Source organism: Pseudoalteromonas sp. B131b, from assembly GCF_037162545.1.
GTDB classification, from domain to species: domain Bacteria; phylum Pseudomonadota; class Gammaproteobacteria; order Enterobacterales; family Alteromonadaceae; genus Pseudoalteromonas; species Pseudoalteromonas fuliginea.
Genome location: NZ_JARLUZ010000001.1, coordinates 3,470,954 through 3,485,748, shown reverse-complemented (window position 1 = coordinate 3,485,748; position 14,795 = coordinate 3,470,954). Strand labels below are relative to the sequence as shown.

Genomic DNA, 14,795 nt, shown 5'->3' with positions numbered 1-14,795 from the left:
CAAAATTACATTAATTATACGTCATAGCCGCCTATGAGGGAACAGGGTATAATTGCATTACATATATAAAAGAGGGTGGTTATGTACCAGCAAACCCAAACTTATTTAGTGCAGCTAACAGCACTTTTACAAAAGCACGCGCTTTGGCAAAGTGAGCCAATAGACGCTGAGGCACTGCTTTCAAATACTCCTTTTTGTCACGATACAATGGCATTTGAGCAGTGGTTACAGTTTGTATTTATTGAAAAAATACAGCAACTAATAACACATAGGCAACCACTGCCGCGTAACTTTGCTATTGCCCCTATGGCGCAAATGACACTTGTGCATAAAGCCGGAAGCGATGAAATAATTGAATTACTAACAGCCCTTGATACCTTTTTAGGAGAACCAAATGAGTGAGCGTCCAGCGCCTATTGAATATGGCGAGCTGACTATTTTGTATCAAGATGAAAACTATGTGGCTATAAATAAGCCTTCAGGTTTATTAGTGCATCGCTCGTTTTTAGATAAACACGAAACCCAGTTTGCTATGCAAATGTTGCGCGACCAGCTAGGGCAACATGTATTTCCAGTACATAGGCTCGATAGACCTACGTCGGGCGTATTACTGTTTGCATTGAGCTCGGAAGCTGCTCGCGATATGAACCAGCTATTTATTGAAGGTACCATTGCTAAGCGCTATTTAGCCTTAGTGCGCGGTTTTGCGCCAGAGTCAGTATTTTTAGATAAACCGCTTAAAGAAGAGCTGGATAAAATAGCCGATAAATTTGCAGATCAAGACAAAGCACCACAAGAAGCGCAAACCCAGTTTAATTGCTTGCACCAAGTTGCACTGCCTATTCCTATTGGTAAGTACCCAACAGTGCGTTACTCGTTAGTTGAGTGTTTTCCAAAAACCGGGCGCAAGCATCAAATTCGCAGGCACTTAAAGCACTTATCACTGCCTATCATTGGTGATGTAAATCACGGTGATAACCAGCATAATCAATTTTTTAGGGATCATTTTGAGCTAAGACGGTTAATGTTATTTGCAACAGAGCTTAGTTTTGTGCACCCTTATAGTAATGAATCAATAAAAATTAAAGCGCCACTAGGTGAAGACATGCTTAAAATATGTAAGCAGCTAGGTTGGCCAGAGCAAGAAAAGGATTATTAATGGCACATATTAGTATTTTTGTAGGCAGCGTTAATGGCGGTGCAGAGCGTTTAAGCGATGAAGTTGCAGCCACAATTAAGCAAGCGGGTCATACTGCTACAGTAATTACTGAAGCATCACTTGATGATATAAAAAATGCATCGCATATTTTAATTGTTACCTCCACAACAGGCCAAGGTGATGTACCGAGTAATTTGGCAGGATTGTACTTTGCAATGAATAGCACTTTCCCAATGCTTACCGATAAACCATTTGGTGTAATTGCAATGGGTGACAGATGCTACGGCGATACATTTTGTGGCGCAGGGCGAAGCTTTGACGAGCTACTTCGCGATTTACAAGCAAAGCCTGTGGGCAACCGCCTAGAAATAGATGCATGTGAAGATTTTGAACCATGGCCGGTAGCCGAGCCTTGGTTAAAGGCATGGCTAGAAAAACTACCTGCTTAATACTTTAACCTTAAAGTATTAAAAAAGGAGCGTATGCGCTCCTTTTTACTTTTTTACTTTTAATATAGATTTATAAATTAACTACTTCTGACATCTACTTTAAGTTTTAGCTTTTGGCCAGGTTGTAGGTATTTTTGACCGGCTAAATTATTCCACTTAATAATTTCGTTAACGCTTAGATTAAACTTAGACGCAATACGTGCAAGTGAATCACCTCGGCGTACTTTGTATGTAATAGTACGGTTGGTGCTTACCGTTGCTTGTGGTTTATTAGCTGACTTATACACAGTTAGTTTTTGATTTAGGCGCAATACAGAGTTTTTCTTTAGTTTATTCCATTTAGCCAACTCATCCATAGTTACGTCATATTCGCGGCTAATATCCCATAACGTGTCGCCACTTTTAACTGTGTGCGAAAGTTTTGTGCGAGTTGCTTTATTAGCAGCTAAACGCATCTGCTTTGGTAAATGCTCACTATTTATAGCGCCATCAGTAAGCGGGACTAATAATTCTTGGCCTACTTTAATCGTATTTGATTTGAGTTTATTAAGCGATCGGATTGCGCTTGAGCTTGTTGTAAACTTTTTGGCAATTACCGATAAGCTGTCGCCTCGAGCCACAATATAACGCTGCCAGCGTAATCTGTTTTTAACATCAGTGTTTGCTAGTTTTTGGCTAAATTCCTCTGCTTTATCAACAGGCAATAATAAAGAATGAGGGCCATTAGGATCTGTTGCCCAGCGATTAAAACCGGGGTTTAATCTGTATAGCTCAGTAAGCGTCATATCAGCCATATCAGCAGCAAGTGCTAAATCTATTTGCGAGCCAACATCAACCACTTCAACCACTTGTGCATTAATTACTGGTTGCCATGTAACGTTAAAATCATCTGAGCGTTTTAATAAATCGGCAAGTGCTAATAACTTTGGTACGTAGGCTGTTGTTTCGCTTGGTAAATCAAGAGACCAAAAATCGGTAGGTAAATGCTTTTTACGATTCTTTTTAATCGCGCGCATTAAACGCCCTTCACCTGAATTATAAGCAGCAATCGCATTTAGCCAATCGCCTTCAAGTGTTTTATGTAAATACGATAAGTAATCAAGTGCTGCGCGAGTCGACTGCACTATGTCGCGACGACCGTCGTACCACCAGTTTTGTTTTAAATCGAATCGCTCACCGGTTGCAGGCATAAACTGCCAAATGCCCGATGCGCTGCGATTAGAATAACCAAACGGGTCAAATGCACTTTCTACAATAGGCAGTAGTGCAATTTCGATTGGCATTTCGCGCTTTTCTACTTCTTCAACTATAAAGTGTAAGTAAGGTTCTGCACGTTTAGAAATACGATCTAAATAGGCTTGGTGGCGAGCGTAATAATTACGTTCAGTAACAACAGGGCGGTTTTGCGGTATTTCAATAGAAAGTTGGTAGCGAATTCGCTCCCACACATCATCAAACACGGGAGCTTCTTGCTCATCAGGGTCAACTTGCTGATATTGTGCGTTTACCATCAATGCATTGTTAATGTCGTTAGGACTTGCGCCTTCGAGTTGTTGGTTTGCTTGCGTGGCGACTTGAGAGTCTGAGTCTAAAGTTGTCACAGTTTGACAACCACTTAGCGCTAACGCCAAGGCTATTAATAGGGGAGATTTATTCATAAATACCAATACATCGGGTAAAAAACTCGGCGAATACTACCTGTTATGAGTTAACATTGCCACTGAATGACTTTTTAAAACGCAGAAATAGAATCATCACTATATCTTAAGTTAATGATTCTAATAAAATAAATATTAAAGTATTAGTTTGTGCATTAAAAATTGTCTTTGAACTGCCTCAGACTAGCAAAGTTTCCCCAAGGTTCATTGTTTTTTGTAACCGAGGTAAACTCTTCTGGCACTAACTCTGTAATGGTTGGCAAATCGCTACGCATAAATGGATTTATTTTTAGCTCCTGTCCAATAGAAGTGGGTAGGGAGATTTGGTTATTACTGCGTAATTCATCTACTTTTTTACTGTACGCAAGGAGTTCTGGGTTACGTGGTTCAACGGCTTTGGCAAAGGCAAGGTTAGCTTGCGTGTATTCGTGCGTGCAATACACACTGCAGCTTGCAGGCAGCTCTCTTAGTTTATTAAAAGACTCCCACATTTGCTCTGGCGTGCCTTCAAATAAGCGCCCACATCCACCGCTAAACAATGTATCGCCGGTAAAAGCAAGTTCATCATTTGTGTAACAAATATGATCAAGCGTGTGCCCGGGAGTTGCTAAAATAGTAAAGTTAATATTAAGCACACTGATGCTTTGTCCATCAGTGAGTGCGTGAGTGACGCCTTTAAATGGACTATTTGCAGGGCCATAAACCGATATATCTGGATAGGCGTCAACTAACTCAGCTACGCCATCAGTGTGGTCGTAGTGATGATGTGTAATTAAAATGCCACCAAGCGTTAGTTTATGCTCAGCTAAGTACGTTAATACGGGATGTGCTTGGCCTGGATCGACTACCCATGCTTGGTTACTGTTATCGGTAGTTAAACACCAAATGTAATTATCAGAAAAGGCTTTAATTGCTTTGACTTGCACCATGGTAAATTGCTCTATAAAGTGACACTTATCGCATAGTATAACGAGCTCAAAAAATGAAACCAGCCCTTAGTTTTCAAGAAGGACCCAAACCACTGTCGTGGCAACAGTTTCCTCATGGGGATTATTTGCGTGCAGATATTGAGCGCAAAATGGAGCAATGGCTGCCGCGTATGTTTGGCTATCATATGCTTAAGTTGGGCAATTTAAGTGGCGAATTAAACACAAGTATAAGTACGATTAAACATCAAGTGTGTGTTGCAGAGCCAGGACCTTACACCGGGGTAGTTGCTGACATAGATGAACTGCCATTTTACGAGTACAGTATTGATGCTTGCATACTAAGCCATTGCTTAGAGTATCATTCAGACCCGCATCATATTTTACGAGAAGCACATCGCACGCTTATTCCGGGCGGTTATATACTCGTGACTGGTTTTAATCCGTTTAGTTTGTGCGGGCTTGCACAAATGCTGCCTTTTAGTGGTCAGAAATTACCATGGACAGGGCGCTTTTTTACCCCTGCGAGGGTTAAAGATTGGCTAAATTTATTGGGTTTTGAAATTGTAAGTGACGAACGTTTTATTTATTCATCACTGGCTAGAGGTAATAGGTTATCAAGATTTGAGTTTTGGCGTACTTTTGCAAAACAGTATTTAAAACCAATGGGCAGTGTTTATATGCTGGTGGCACGAAAAAGAGTTGCGCCACTCACGCCAATAAAACCTAAGTGGCATGCAAGGCCGCAGTTTGCACCAGTAAAAGGGACAGGGCTTAGGCAAACCTCTAAGCAGCATTACAAAACGTGTGACCAAAAAAATAATACCAATTGCATTAAATAAGTGATCTATTATAGCGCTAAGAAAATAGTACATTAACAAGACGAAAATTGTGACATATAGTTGTTCTATATGAATAATTTTTAACGCAGTTAGTGAGTTATTTAATGCGATAGAATGAACATGTTTTTAATAAAATAGGTATAACAATAGCTAGGGCTGGTAGCCTACATCTTCTAATAAATCTTTACTGCCTGCGGCATCGCGTGCTAAATCGTCAACTATTTCGTTGTATTTGTGGCCGCTATGCCCTTTAACCCACTTCCAAGTTACATTATGTTCGCTACAAGCTTTATCTAGGCGTTTCCATAAATCGACGTTTTTAACCGGCTTTTTAGCTGATGTTAACCAGCCACGTTTTTTCCAGTTAGTGATCCACGATTCAATACCTTGCTTAACATATTGGCTATCGGTTGTTAGATTTACTTCGCATTCTCGAGTGAGTGATTCTAGGGCTACAATAGCCGCGAGCATTTCCATTCGGTTATTCGTTGTGAGTTTATAACCTTGGCTCATTTCTTTTTCGTGACCGTTATAAATCATAAAAATACCATAACCGCCGGGGCCTGGATTACCTAAACATGAGCCATCGGTGTAAATCTCTACGGTTTTTTGCACTGTTTTACCTTGATCTTATGTACAATAAAGTGATTATAGAAAGATACCAGAATCAGGCTAAATTCGATATGGCACGTAGACAAATAGTTTTAGATACAGAAACCACCGGCATCGACCCTAAACAAGGGCACCGTATTATAGAAATTGGGTGTGTGGAGTTAGTAAATCGCCGTTTAACAGGCAATAACTTTCACGTTTATATAAACCCACAACGCCCAAGCGAAGAAGAAGCAATCGACGTTCACGGTATCACTAACGAATTTTTACGTGATAAACCACTGTTTCATCAAATCGCGCAAGAGTTTTTCGACTATATTGAAGGGGCTGAACTAGTTATTCATAATGCGCCGTTCGATGTTGGTCATATGGATAACGAATTTGCGTTGCTTAATCAGGGTTATCCTAAAACGAGTACGTTTTGTGAAGTTCTTGACACGCTTAAAATGGCGCGTGACTTGCATCCAGGTCAAAAGAACAATCTTGATGCTTTATGTCGTCGTTACGATGTAGATAACGCCAAGCGAACGCTTCACGGTGCGTTACTGGATTCTGAGATTTTAGCTGATGTTTACCTTGCCATGACGGGCGGTCAAACAAAACTAAATTTGAATCAAAACAAAGATGACGGCAGCGAGCAGCGAAAGGGGGTATAAAGCGTTTAAATAGTGACAGAGCCCCACTAGTTGTATTGCGAGCAAGCGATGCTGAGCAAAGCGCACACGAAGCCCGATTAGATCTTGTAAATAAAGAAGGCGGCCAATGTTTATGGCGCGCTGAATAAGGCCATAATATGAAAACGATGTGTTTTGTAACTGTGCTAATAGCGGTTAGCTGTTTTACAAATAATGCTTATAGCGCTAAGCAAGTGGAAGTACTTAAACGCGATGGCCAACAAAATGAAATACCTTTATTAGAAAATCGTTTTCGTATAGATAGTCAAATTGATGAAATAACGTTACTTTTTTTAGAAAGGCAGGTACACCTGCTGTTATTTTAGTAAGGCCAGATGGCAGTAAATACTTTGCTCCCGACTCAGTTAAAGATCCTAACATTGAATGGTTTGATGAACTTAACTACGATCTCGTTACAATTAAAAAGCCAACGCCTGGGCCTTGGCAAGTTATAGGCAGCATATTACCAGATAGTCGAATCGTGGTATTAGGTGAGGTGTCGTTGCAGGCAGAGTCGTTACCATCGGTGTTATTTAGAGGCGAATCTGTAAAGGTTACGGGTAGAGTATTAAATGATGGCGAACCAATTAATGCTAACTTATTTAAAGATGTGGTTAGTTTACATGTCGATTTTGTCAGTACTAACAACGAGAGTTTTGCGAATTTCGGTGCCGGTATACAAGAAGTTGCTGAGTTTAAAGATGATGGTCGTGGGTTTGATGAACGACCAAAAGATGGTGTATTTACCGGTGAATTTAAATTAGATTTCCCTGCAGGAGAGTGGACACCAGAACTTTACATTGCGACTCCTTTGCTACAAAGGCGTATAACCCAAAAAGCACTTATTATTCATGAGCCGCCTTTTGAGTTTGATATAGCTTTAGCTAAAGAGGATTTTGATGATCATATTTTAGCTATAACTATTGATGCAAACATTGTTAAACCTGAAACCGTGATAATTCAGGGCAAAATATATTATCCCAATAATGAAGAACAAATGTTTACTATTGATGCAATGGCAAATGTATCACGCCAGCTTACGATAAAAAATTATGACTGGGGTCGGTATAGTGTTGAACTGTCTGTTTTTGGCACTAATATAAATGATCGTGAATTTATGGCAACGCTACCCACATATAAATTTGAGATAGAACGACCCATAGAAGCGGTGCCCGAAATTGACCCTGCAACGATTATTACGCCTGATGAAATGATTAAAAGCGATCCTGATGAAGGAAAAATGACCACATCAACAATAATTAGTTTGATTGTCGGCTGTAATATATTCATATTATTGGTTGGTTGGCTGTTAATTCGTATATTTGTTCAGAAAAAGTCGATTAAATTTAACGTCAGGCTGCCTTTTTTAAAGAAAAAGAAAGCAAGTGAAGATGACGTTACTGACTCAGAAAAAAATCAAGTCGGTAAAAATGGCTCAAAAAGTGACAAATCAGGTGAAATTTTAAACCTTTCGATGACAGATGACTAAAAAACCTATAAAAAAACAAAAAAGCCCTTGACGAAATAGGGGTTGGTTCGTATTATTCACGCCGCTGTCAGGGAGACCTAAACAGCAACGAAAATATGGAGTGGTAGTTCAGTTGGTTAGAATACCGGCCTGTCACGCCGGGGGTCGCGGGTTCGAGTCCCGTCCACTCCGCCATTTTCGAAAACTTGTAAGTAAAAGCTGGAGTGGTAGTTCAGTTGGTTAGAATACCGGCCTGTCACGCCGGGGGTCGCGGGTTCGAGTCCCGTCCACTCCGCCAACACTTACACAACGTATGGTTGTAAAACATATTCTTATTATGGAGTGGTAGTTCAGTTGGTTAGAATACCGGCCTGTCACGCCGGGGGTCGCGGGTTCGAGTCCCGTCCACTCCGCCAATAAGAAAAAATAACAGTTTAAATATGCGCTGGAGTGGTAGTTCAGTTGGTTAGAATACCGGCCTGTCACGCCGGGGGTCGCGGGTTCGAGTCCCGTCCACTCCGCCAACTATTTAAGCAATGTTATATTACAAAATTTGTATGCTGGAGTGGTAGTTCAGTTGGTTAGAATACCGGCCTGTCACGCCGGGGGTCGCGGGTTCGAGTCCCGTCCACTCCGCCAACAAATTAAGTAATAACAAGTATAATGATATCTCTGCGGAGTGGTAGTTCAGTTGGTTAGAATACCGGCCTGTCACGCCGGGGGTCGCGGGTTCGAGTCCCGTCCACTCCGCCATTTGATATCATGATTAAAATTAGTAAGTGCATTACCCCATGCACATACCACTGCGGAGTGGTAGTTCAGTTGGTTAGAATACCGGCCTGTCACGCCGGGGGTCGCGGGTTCGAGTCCCGTCCACTCCGCCACTTGTTATTTCCTCAATAACAAGCTTATAAAATCCTTGATTAAATAATTTAGTAAAAATTTTTTTGGCTATCAGCTAAAAACTCGACTTTTTAATATTACCTTACTAATATTTCTCTTATTCCTAAATATTCATCTTCTTCTATCTCCATGAATAGTTAAACACTTAGCACTGAATACCGCTCCAGTCTTAAATTGCCCCATGGTGTCACACATGACGTAATTAGCTCTTATCGGGTATAACGGCTAGTTAAAGTATTTACTCGTGCCAGAAGCTATTTCAACGATTTTAACAACCTTAATTTTTTCATGGGTGGTATGCAGTGTGAGCTACAGCACCACTCCAATCATTATACCAATCCGCAATAATACTTAATCATTTTGCGGGGCTAAATGTGTCGCTACCTGTGTTAAAAAATTCTCATTTAGAAAAACTAAATAGCGAATTTTTTGCCTAACTATCAACACGTTTCTCCATCCTCAAAATAGATCACTTAATTAAGCGAATTGGTATTAGTTGTTTCTCATAACAGAATTCTTATAATGAATAGTCAGTTTAGAGGGATATTTTATGATTGAAGTCATAAGCTTAAATAAGCAATTTTCAGGCAACGTTGTTTTTAAGGATTACAACAAAGTTTTTTCAGATCAAAAGGGGTGTATTGAAGCGCCTAACGGCCAAGGAAAAACGACATTACTGATGATGCTAGCAGGACTCGAAAAGCCGCAAAGTGGTTCACTTTTATTTGCTGGTAGCCGATTGAACACTCCAACAAAAACCGTAGCAATTGCCAGTGACCGTATTGCGTTACCAGATTTTTTAACTGCAAATCAAATTATTGATTTATCTGTTAACACATTAGGTTGCGATTGGCCCCATTCGCTAGTTAACGGGTTTAACTTTAATGCATTTTTAAATACGCGATTCGAAGCACTGTCGTCGGGCAATCAAAAAAATGCCAGCTAATTTTAGCATTAATGCTAAAATCACCTTATTTATTATTAGATGAGCCAAGTGCTGCGCTCGATCAAACCAGTATTCACACTCTTTTAAGCCAACTCGATGCTTATTTGGCTGACAAACCCAATGGGCAAATTATCATTACTTGCCATGAGCCCGCTGTGTTTATTGAGCATGGTTTTAAGTGTGTCTCGCTATGAGTATCATAAGCATAAAAAGCAAACTTAATCAGTATCTCGCGTTTATAGGTTACCGGTATTTAGCGTACACGTTTGAGCTTAAGCAATTGCTTCAACAGCTAAAAAACTTTGGTTTGTTATTTTTAGTGGTGTTGGGATCATCCGCTCTTGGTTTTGTATTATTGCTTTTTTTAGGCTTAGGGAAAATTATAGATAGTGCAGATACGCCTTTATATGGCGCGCAAATGGCACTATTTTACTTGTTATTGCAAAGCGTGATGATAAGCGCAATGAAACTGGCGATTAAAAATAGTAACCAACGGCTGTTTCAACTTACGATCGCTCACCCTAGCTGGCTTTACCTTGCCGATATTAAATTGTTATTTATCAGCAATGGTTGGCTTATCGCTAGCTTGTTGATAGCGCTTGATCTTACCTTTGAACAGTGGTTAAAGGTGCCGCATTTTATAGTATTTATGTCTATTCAGTTAGGATTAGGCATTGTGTGTTTATACAAACCTAGCGCACTAGTTTATGGTTTTATGCTAAGCGGCCTTTTTTTATTCACTCCCATCAACATACCGCCGCTTATTTATCATATTGGTTTTTCAATCATCTTTAGCATTAGCTTGCTTATACCTAGAGTTAATATAAATGGGCGTGTTAGTGTTCGGTCACTGTTTGGTTTTTGGTTTTGCTACTTTATAAATCACAGCTGGACACTGGTATGGCGTATGTCATTACTTTTATGTGTGTTTATGGCCTCGACTACTTTAGTCGCTGAGCGTGCTGATCTCGTGAATATACTTGATGCTGTGGCGATGGCTTTTATTGTATTATTTTGCAGCTCATTACAATTTGATTGCACTAAAATTTATACGCAATATCGCTTGTTTTTTAATACATGCCAAAAAGCACGGGTGTTTTATATTAGCCAGTTTATACCTAGTATGCTGTTGTTTTTAGCGACCTTTGTAACTTACAGCATTACGTTTGAGAGATTAAACATTATTTTGTTGAGTTTAGGTTTAGTGTGGTGTTTGTTGCAGGTTTATTTTGCACAAAAAAACCAGCGCATTATGCGCTGGTTTGGATTTTTTTACAGCTGGGCTGCTTGCTTTGCTAAATTAATTAAGCCGCATTAGCTTCTTTTTTAACGCTATTTCGTGCTGCTTTGCCTGCAAGTAAATCAGCAGGGTCAAAGTCATCAACGTTAATAACATCTAAACGAGATTGCTCAACAGCAGCTAGTTTATCAGCCTCTGCTTGGCTTAATATACCTGCTTCAAGCCCCATTTGCGCGACTTTATCAAGCTGGAAGAATGGCAGTTTAAGGCCTTTCTCTTTACATACTCTTTCAAATAATGGCTCAACGTCTAGGATGTCTTTAAGCGTTTGCTCTTGACGGCCCACAAGGTTAAGCGGCTCATTTTTTAAGTATACGTAGCTTGCTAAACGGTTACGCGTTTCGCTAGGTACTTGTAGTAGTTGTGCAAGTTTATGCTCAAGCTGGTCAGTTGGTTTACGAACAGGGCGACCAAACGGGAATAACAATACTTTTAACACGGCGCGTAGTGGAGCCGAAGGCATGTTATTAATTAAATCAGCAAGTGCACGTTGGCAATGGTAAAGATGATCTTGGCAACTCCATTTTACTAGAGCAAAATCTTCTTTTTTACGGCCTTCGTCGTTGTAACGCTTAAGCGTTGCAGACACTAAGTATAAGTAACTAAGTAAGTCACCTAAACGTGCTGAAATACGTTCTTTACGTTTAAGTGAGCCACCAAATACTGCCATGCTAATGTCAGACATAAGAGCAAGTGATGCACTAAAGCGCGACGCTATACGGTAAAATTCAGCTGTTTCGTCGTTGTACGGCACACTTGTAAAACGAGCGCCGGTAAGTGCAAGCCATTTAGTACGTACAAGGTTCGACATAGTAAAACCAATGTGACCCATTAGCGCTTTATCAAATACGTTAAGCGCTTCTTCGCGGTCTTCAATTTCGCACGCACCTAGTTCGGTAAGTACAAATGGATGACAGCGAATTGCACCTTGACCGTAAATAATCATATTACGGGTCAAGATATTTGCACCTTCAACGGTAATGGCAATAGGTGCACCTTGATAGCCACGACCTAAATAGTTATTTGGCCCAAGCATGATGCCCTTACCGCCAAGTACATCCATTGCATGAATAGTTGCATCACGCATTTGCTCTGTCAGGTGGTATTTAATAATGGCAGAAACAACTGATGGCTTTTCGCCTAAATCAACCGCACCTGTAGACATACTAACCGCAGCATCAGAGCTGTAAGCGTAACCAGCAAGTTTTGCTAGTGACTCTTCAACACCTTCCATTTTACCAATAGGTAAACGGAACTGGCGACGAATGCGGCTATACGCACCCGTTGCAACGGCAATCATTTTAATGCCGCCAGCAGAATTTGACGGCAATGTAATTGCACGACCAACCGATAAACACTCAACCAGCATGCGCCAGCCTTGACCTGCCATATCTGGACCACCAATAATATAATCAAGTGGTACGAAAATGTCTTTACCGCGAGTAGGACCATTTTGAAATGGTACGTTTAGCGGGAAATGTCGACGACCAATTTCAACTCCAGGAGTGTCCGTTGGGATAAGTGCACAGGTGATGCCTGGCTCTTTATTGTCGCCAATTAGCCCATCTGGATCTTGTAACTTAAACGCAAGACCAAGTACGGTAGCAACTGGGGCAAGTGTAATGTAACGCTTATTCCACGTTAAACTAACACCCACAACCTCTTCACCATTCCATTGCCCTTTACATACCACACCGTAGTCTGGAATTGAGCTTGCATCAGAGCCCGCTTCTGGCGAAGTTAACGCAAAACATGGAATTTCTTGACCGCTCGCTAAGCGCGGTAAGTAATGATCTTTTTGCTCTTTTGTACCATAGTGTTGTAATAATTCACCAGGGCCTAAAGAATTCGGTACACCCACAATTGACGAAAGTAATGTTGATTTACTTGTTAGTTTTTGAAGTACACAAGACTGTGCAAATGCAGAAAACTCTAAACCGCCATATTCTTTTTTGATGATCATGGCAAAGAATTTATTATCTTTTAGATATTGCCATACATCTTGAGGAAGGTCGGTTAGTTCGTGCGTTGCTTCCCAATCGTCCAACATGCCACATACTACTTCAACAGGGCCATCAACAAAGGCTTGCTCTTCAATAGTAAGTTTAGGAACTGGGTATTGGTGAAGTTTTTTCCAATCTGGGTTACCGCAAAATAAGTCAGCTTCCCACCAAGTTGTACCGGCATCAATAGCTGATTTTTCAGTATCAGACATGCTTGGCGTTACTTTTTTGAACACAGCAAAAATAGGCTTGATGATATATTGCTGACGAAGGCCAGTAACAGAAAGAGGAACCGCGATGATCAAAAAGATCAACCAGCTAATTAAACCAAAAGCACCGGCGAAGGTACCTATAAGTAGGGTTGCGGCAGAAACACCAAGTGCTGTGTTCCAACTCGCTCTGTGGTAAATCGCTGTGCAAAGCAGCACGATTAAACCGAGTGTAAATATGAGTGTCATTTTTATTCCTTAATAGAGGTCAGACCACCTCACTTAGAGTAGCGCTAGTCACAGTAATTTTCAAGTACATAACGATGTTAAATTGTAGTAGAAAGTAACTTAAATACGATATTTATTTACCCGATAGAGGAAAGCTTAATAACTATCGTATAGTCAAAGCATTAGCCGTAAGTAGTGTTAACGTAAAAATAAATAAATCTAATAGCAAAATGACACTTTTTAAGTAAATATAGCCGTTATAGCGGGCTGCAAATTAGTGTACGCTTAATACACAAATATAACGCTATTTATTTTAATGTATGGTTTTTAAGGGTTATTTTATTAATGTGTGAATTACTTGGCATGTCAGCCAATGTGCCTACCGATATTTGTTTTAGTTTTTCAGGCCTTTTAGAGCGTGGCGGAAACACGGGACCACATAAAGATGGTTGGGGTATTACATTTTACGAAGGTAAAGGCTGTAGAACCTTTAAAGATCCTGAGCCGAGTTATCAATCTGAAATTGCAAAGCTCGTTAAAGCATACCCAATTAAAAGTGTCTCGGTTGTTAGCCATATTCGCCAAGGTAACCGCGGTAGAGTATGCCTTGAAAATACTCACCCTTTTACGCGAGAGTTATGGGGGCGTGAAATCACTTACGCTCATAACGGGCAGCTATCTAATTATCACGATTTAAAACCACAGTACTATCGCCCAGTAGGTAACACCGATAGCGAACTCGCTTTTTGTTGGTTACTTGATAAAATTCGCGAAAAATACCCAAAGCGTCCATCTAATATGGCGTCGGTTTTTAGATACGCCGCTAAGCTTTCGCATACCTTTCGTGAAAAAGGCGTATTTAATATGCTGCTAACCGATGGCATATTTGTTTTAGCCTATTGCACTAATAACTTACATTACATAACGCGCCGTGCGCCATTTGGTAAAGCAACGTTGATTGATGCCGACATGGTGGTCGATTTTCAACAAGAGACCACACCAAACGATGTAGTAACAGTTATAGCCACAAGGCCTTTGACGAATGATGAGCGTTGGCAAAAAATGGAGCCGGGGGAATTTGCATTGTTTAAAATGGGTGAGCTAATTTAGCCCACCTATTTTAAATATTAGGACCTGTTTATCTTTCGAGGTTAAATTTGCAGCAGACTGTTTGGTATTTAGGCAAGGCAGAGCCTATGTAGTGTGGTTATTCCCCATAAATAGGCGATAACGTAGCATAAATGCCAAACATGCGCTGTCCGAAGGGTTCTGCCTAGGGGCTATTTACTCCTTGTTGCTCGGTTTTTACTTAGCCCACTAGGTTACAAACCTCGCGCCGCGATTAAATAGCCCCTAGGTTGAACAAATTTTAATCCACAAAGGTCAACAGGTCCTAGCTTAACTTTGGTTTAATTAAA

At 40.5% G+C, this 14,795-nt stretch carries 10 protein-coding genes, 7 tRNA genes and 3 pseudogenes; 16 read left to right on the top strand and 4 right to left on the bottom strand.

The genetic code is table 11. The features are described from left to right. The first annotated feature begins 81 nt into the window (after window positions 1–81). The 3 genes from P4S65_RS16030 to P4S65_RS16020 are packed head-to-tail and all read left to right on the top strand — an operon-like array spanning window position 82 to window position 1,608. Window positions 82–402, top strand: coding sequence for a YqcC family protein (locus P4S65_RS16030; RefSeq protein WP_096793420.1), 321 nt, complete (start codon window positions 82–84; stop codon window positions 400–402). Next, window positions 395–1,159, top strand: a complete 765-nt coding sequence (gene truC / locus P4S65_RS16025; protein WP_033037834.1) for a tRNA pseudouridine(65) synthase TruC — start codon at window positions 395–397, stop codon at window positions 1,157–1,159. The genes P4S65_RS16030 and truC overlap by 8 nt, the downstream gene beginning before the upstream one ends. Continuing rightward, window positions 1,159–1,608: a flavodoxin gene (locus P4S65_RS16020; RefSeq protein ID WP_337120565.1), complete on the top strand. Its 450-nt coding sequence runs from the start codon at window positions 1,159–1,161 to the stop codon at window positions 1,606–1,608. The genes truC and P4S65_RS16020 overlap by 1 nt, the downstream gene beginning before the upstream one ends. Window positions 1,609–1,685: 77 nt before the next feature. Here the strand turns inward: P4S65_RS16020 and P4S65_RS16015 are convergent, their stop codons facing one another. Continuing rightward, window positions 1,686–3,266, bottom strand: a complete 1,581-nt coding sequence (locus tag P4S65_RS16015; RefSeq protein ID WP_337120564.1) for a LysM peptidoglycan-binding domain-containing protein — start codon at window positions 3,264–3,266, stop codon at window positions 1,686–1,688. A gap of 155 nt (window positions 3,267–3,421) precedes the next feature. Beyond that, window positions 3,422–4,195 (bottom strand): hydroxyacylglutathione hydrolase, encoded by a 774-nt coding sequence (gene gloB, locus P4S65_RS16010; RefSeq protein WP_033037832.1) that lies wholly within the window; start codon window positions 4,193–4,195, stop codon window positions 3,422–3,424. Between the two features lie 53 nt (window positions 4,196–4,248). Here gloB and P4S65_RS16005 point away from each other — a divergent pair, with 53 nt between their 5' ends. After that, window positions 4,249–5,034, top strand: a complete 786-nt coding sequence (locus P4S65_RS16005; protein WP_337120563.1) for a methyltransferase domain-containing protein — start codon at window positions 4,249–4,251, stop codon at window positions 5,032–5,034. A 150-nt stretch (window positions 5,035–5,184) separates the two neighbouring features. Here P4S65_RS16005 and rnhA read toward each other — a convergent pair whose 3' ends face one another. Beyond that, a complete protein-coding gene (rnhA, locus tag P4S65_RS16000) occupies window positions 5,185–5,649 on the bottom strand; it encodes a ribonuclease HI (protein WP_007378210.1) in 465 nt (154 codons plus the stop codon). Between the two features lie 68 nt (window positions 5,650–5,717). On the opposite strand from rnhA, the pseudogene dnaQ reads away from it, so the two are divergent. The 11 genes and pseudogenes from dnaQ (at window position 5,718) to P4S65_RS15945 (ending at window position 10,955) form a co-directional block, all read left to right on the top strand. Then, window positions 5,718–6,430 (top strand): annotated as a pseudogene (gene dnaQ, locus P4S65_RS15995) (DNA polymerase III subunit epsilon). Between the two features lie 9 nt (window positions 6,431–6,439). Further along, window positions 6,440–7,809: pseudogene (locus P4S65_RS15990) on the top strand (TIGR03503 family protein). A gap of 97 nt (window positions 7,810–7,906) precedes the next feature. Then, window positions 7,907–7,983, top strand: a tRNA-Asp gene (locus P4S65_RS15985). A 26-nt stretch (window positions 7,984–8,009) separates the two neighbouring features. Further along, a tRNA-Asp gene (locus tag P4S65_RS15980) sits at window positions 8,010–8,086 on the top strand. Window positions 8,087–8,127: 41 nt separating this feature from the next. Further along, a tRNA-Asp gene (locus tag P4S65_RS15975) sits at window positions 8,128–8,204 on the top strand. Window positions 8,205–8,235: 31 nt separating this feature from the next. After that, a tRNA-Asp gene (locus P4S65_RS15970) sits at window positions 8,236–8,312 on the top strand. A gap of 38 nt (window positions 8,313–8,350) precedes the next feature. After that, window positions 8,351–8,427 (top strand) — tRNA-Asp (locus P4S65_RS15965). Window positions 8,428–8,464: 37 nt separating this feature from the next. Further along, window positions 8,465–8,541 (top strand) — tRNA-Asp (locus P4S65_RS15960). Window positions 8,542–8,595: 54 nt separating this feature from the next. After that, window positions 8,596–8,672: transfer RNA gene (locus P4S65_RS15955), tRNA-Asp, on the top strand. Between the two features lie 569 nt (window positions 8,673–9,241). Then, a pseudogene (locus tag P4S65_RS15950) lies at window positions 9,242–9,831 on the top strand (ABC transporter ATP-binding protein). After that, window positions 9,828–10,955: a DUF6136 family protein gene (locus tag P4S65_RS15945; RefSeq protein ID WP_337120562.1), complete on the top strand. Its 1,128-nt coding sequence runs from the start codon at window positions 9,828–9,830 to the stop codon at window positions 10,953–10,955. The pseudogene P4S65_RS15950 and the gene P4S65_RS15945 overlap by 4 nt, the downstream one beginning before the upstream one ends. Here P4S65_RS15945 and fadE read toward each other — a convergent pair. Continuing rightward, entirely contained in the window at window positions 10,942–13,398 is a 2,457-nt protein-coding gene (gene fadE / locus P4S65_RS15940) for an acyl-CoA dehydrogenase FadE (RefSeq protein WP_337120561.1), read from the bottom strand. The genes P4S65_RS15945 and fadE overlap by 14 nt on opposite strands. A 324-nt stretch (window positions 13,399–13,722) precedes the next feature. Here fadE and P4S65_RS15935 point away from each other — a divergent pair, with 324 nt between their 5' ends. Next, window positions 13,723–14,487 (top strand): class II glutamine amidotransferase, encoded by a 765-nt coding sequence (locus P4S65_RS15935; RefSeq protein ID WP_337120560.1) that lies wholly within the window; start codon window positions 13,723–13,725, stop codon window positions 14,485–14,487. The last annotated feature ends 308 nt before the right edge of the window (window positions 14,488–14,795 follow it).

Coding starts and splice junctions, on each gene's coding strand:
- P4S65_RS16030 (WP_096793420.1), top strand. CDS start 82: ATGTACCAGCAAACCCAAACTTATTTAGTGCAGCTAACAGCACTTTTA.
- truC (WP_033037834.1), top strand. CDS start 395: ATGAGTGAGCGTCCAGCGCCTATTGAATATGGCGAGCTGACTATTTTG.
- P4S65_RS16020 (WP_337120565.1), top strand. CDS start 1,159: ATGGCACATATTAGTATTTTTGTAGGCAGCGTTAATGGCGGTGCAGAG.
- P4S65_RS16015 (WP_337120564.1), bottom strand. CDS start 3,266: ATGAATAAATCTCCCCTATTAATAGCCTTGGCGTTAGCGCTAAGTGGT.
- gloB (WP_033037832.1), bottom strand. CDS start 4,195: ATGGTGCAAGTCAAAGCAATTAAAGCCTTTTCTGATAATTACATTTGG.
- P4S65_RS16005 (WP_337120563.1), top strand. CDS start 4,249: ATGAAACCAGCCCTTAGTTTTCAAGAAGGACCCAAACCACTGTCGTGG.
- P4S65_RS15945 (WP_337120562.1), top strand. CDS start 9,828: ATGAGTATCATAAGCATAAAAAGCAAACTTAATCAGTATCTCGCGTTT.
- fadE (WP_337120561.1), bottom strand. CDS start 13,398: ATGACACTCATATTTACACTCGGTTTAATCGTGCTGCTTTGCACAGCG.
- P4S65_RS15935 (WP_337120560.1), top strand. CDS start 13,723: ATGTGTGAATTACTTGGCATGTCAGCCAATGTGCCTACCGATATTTGT.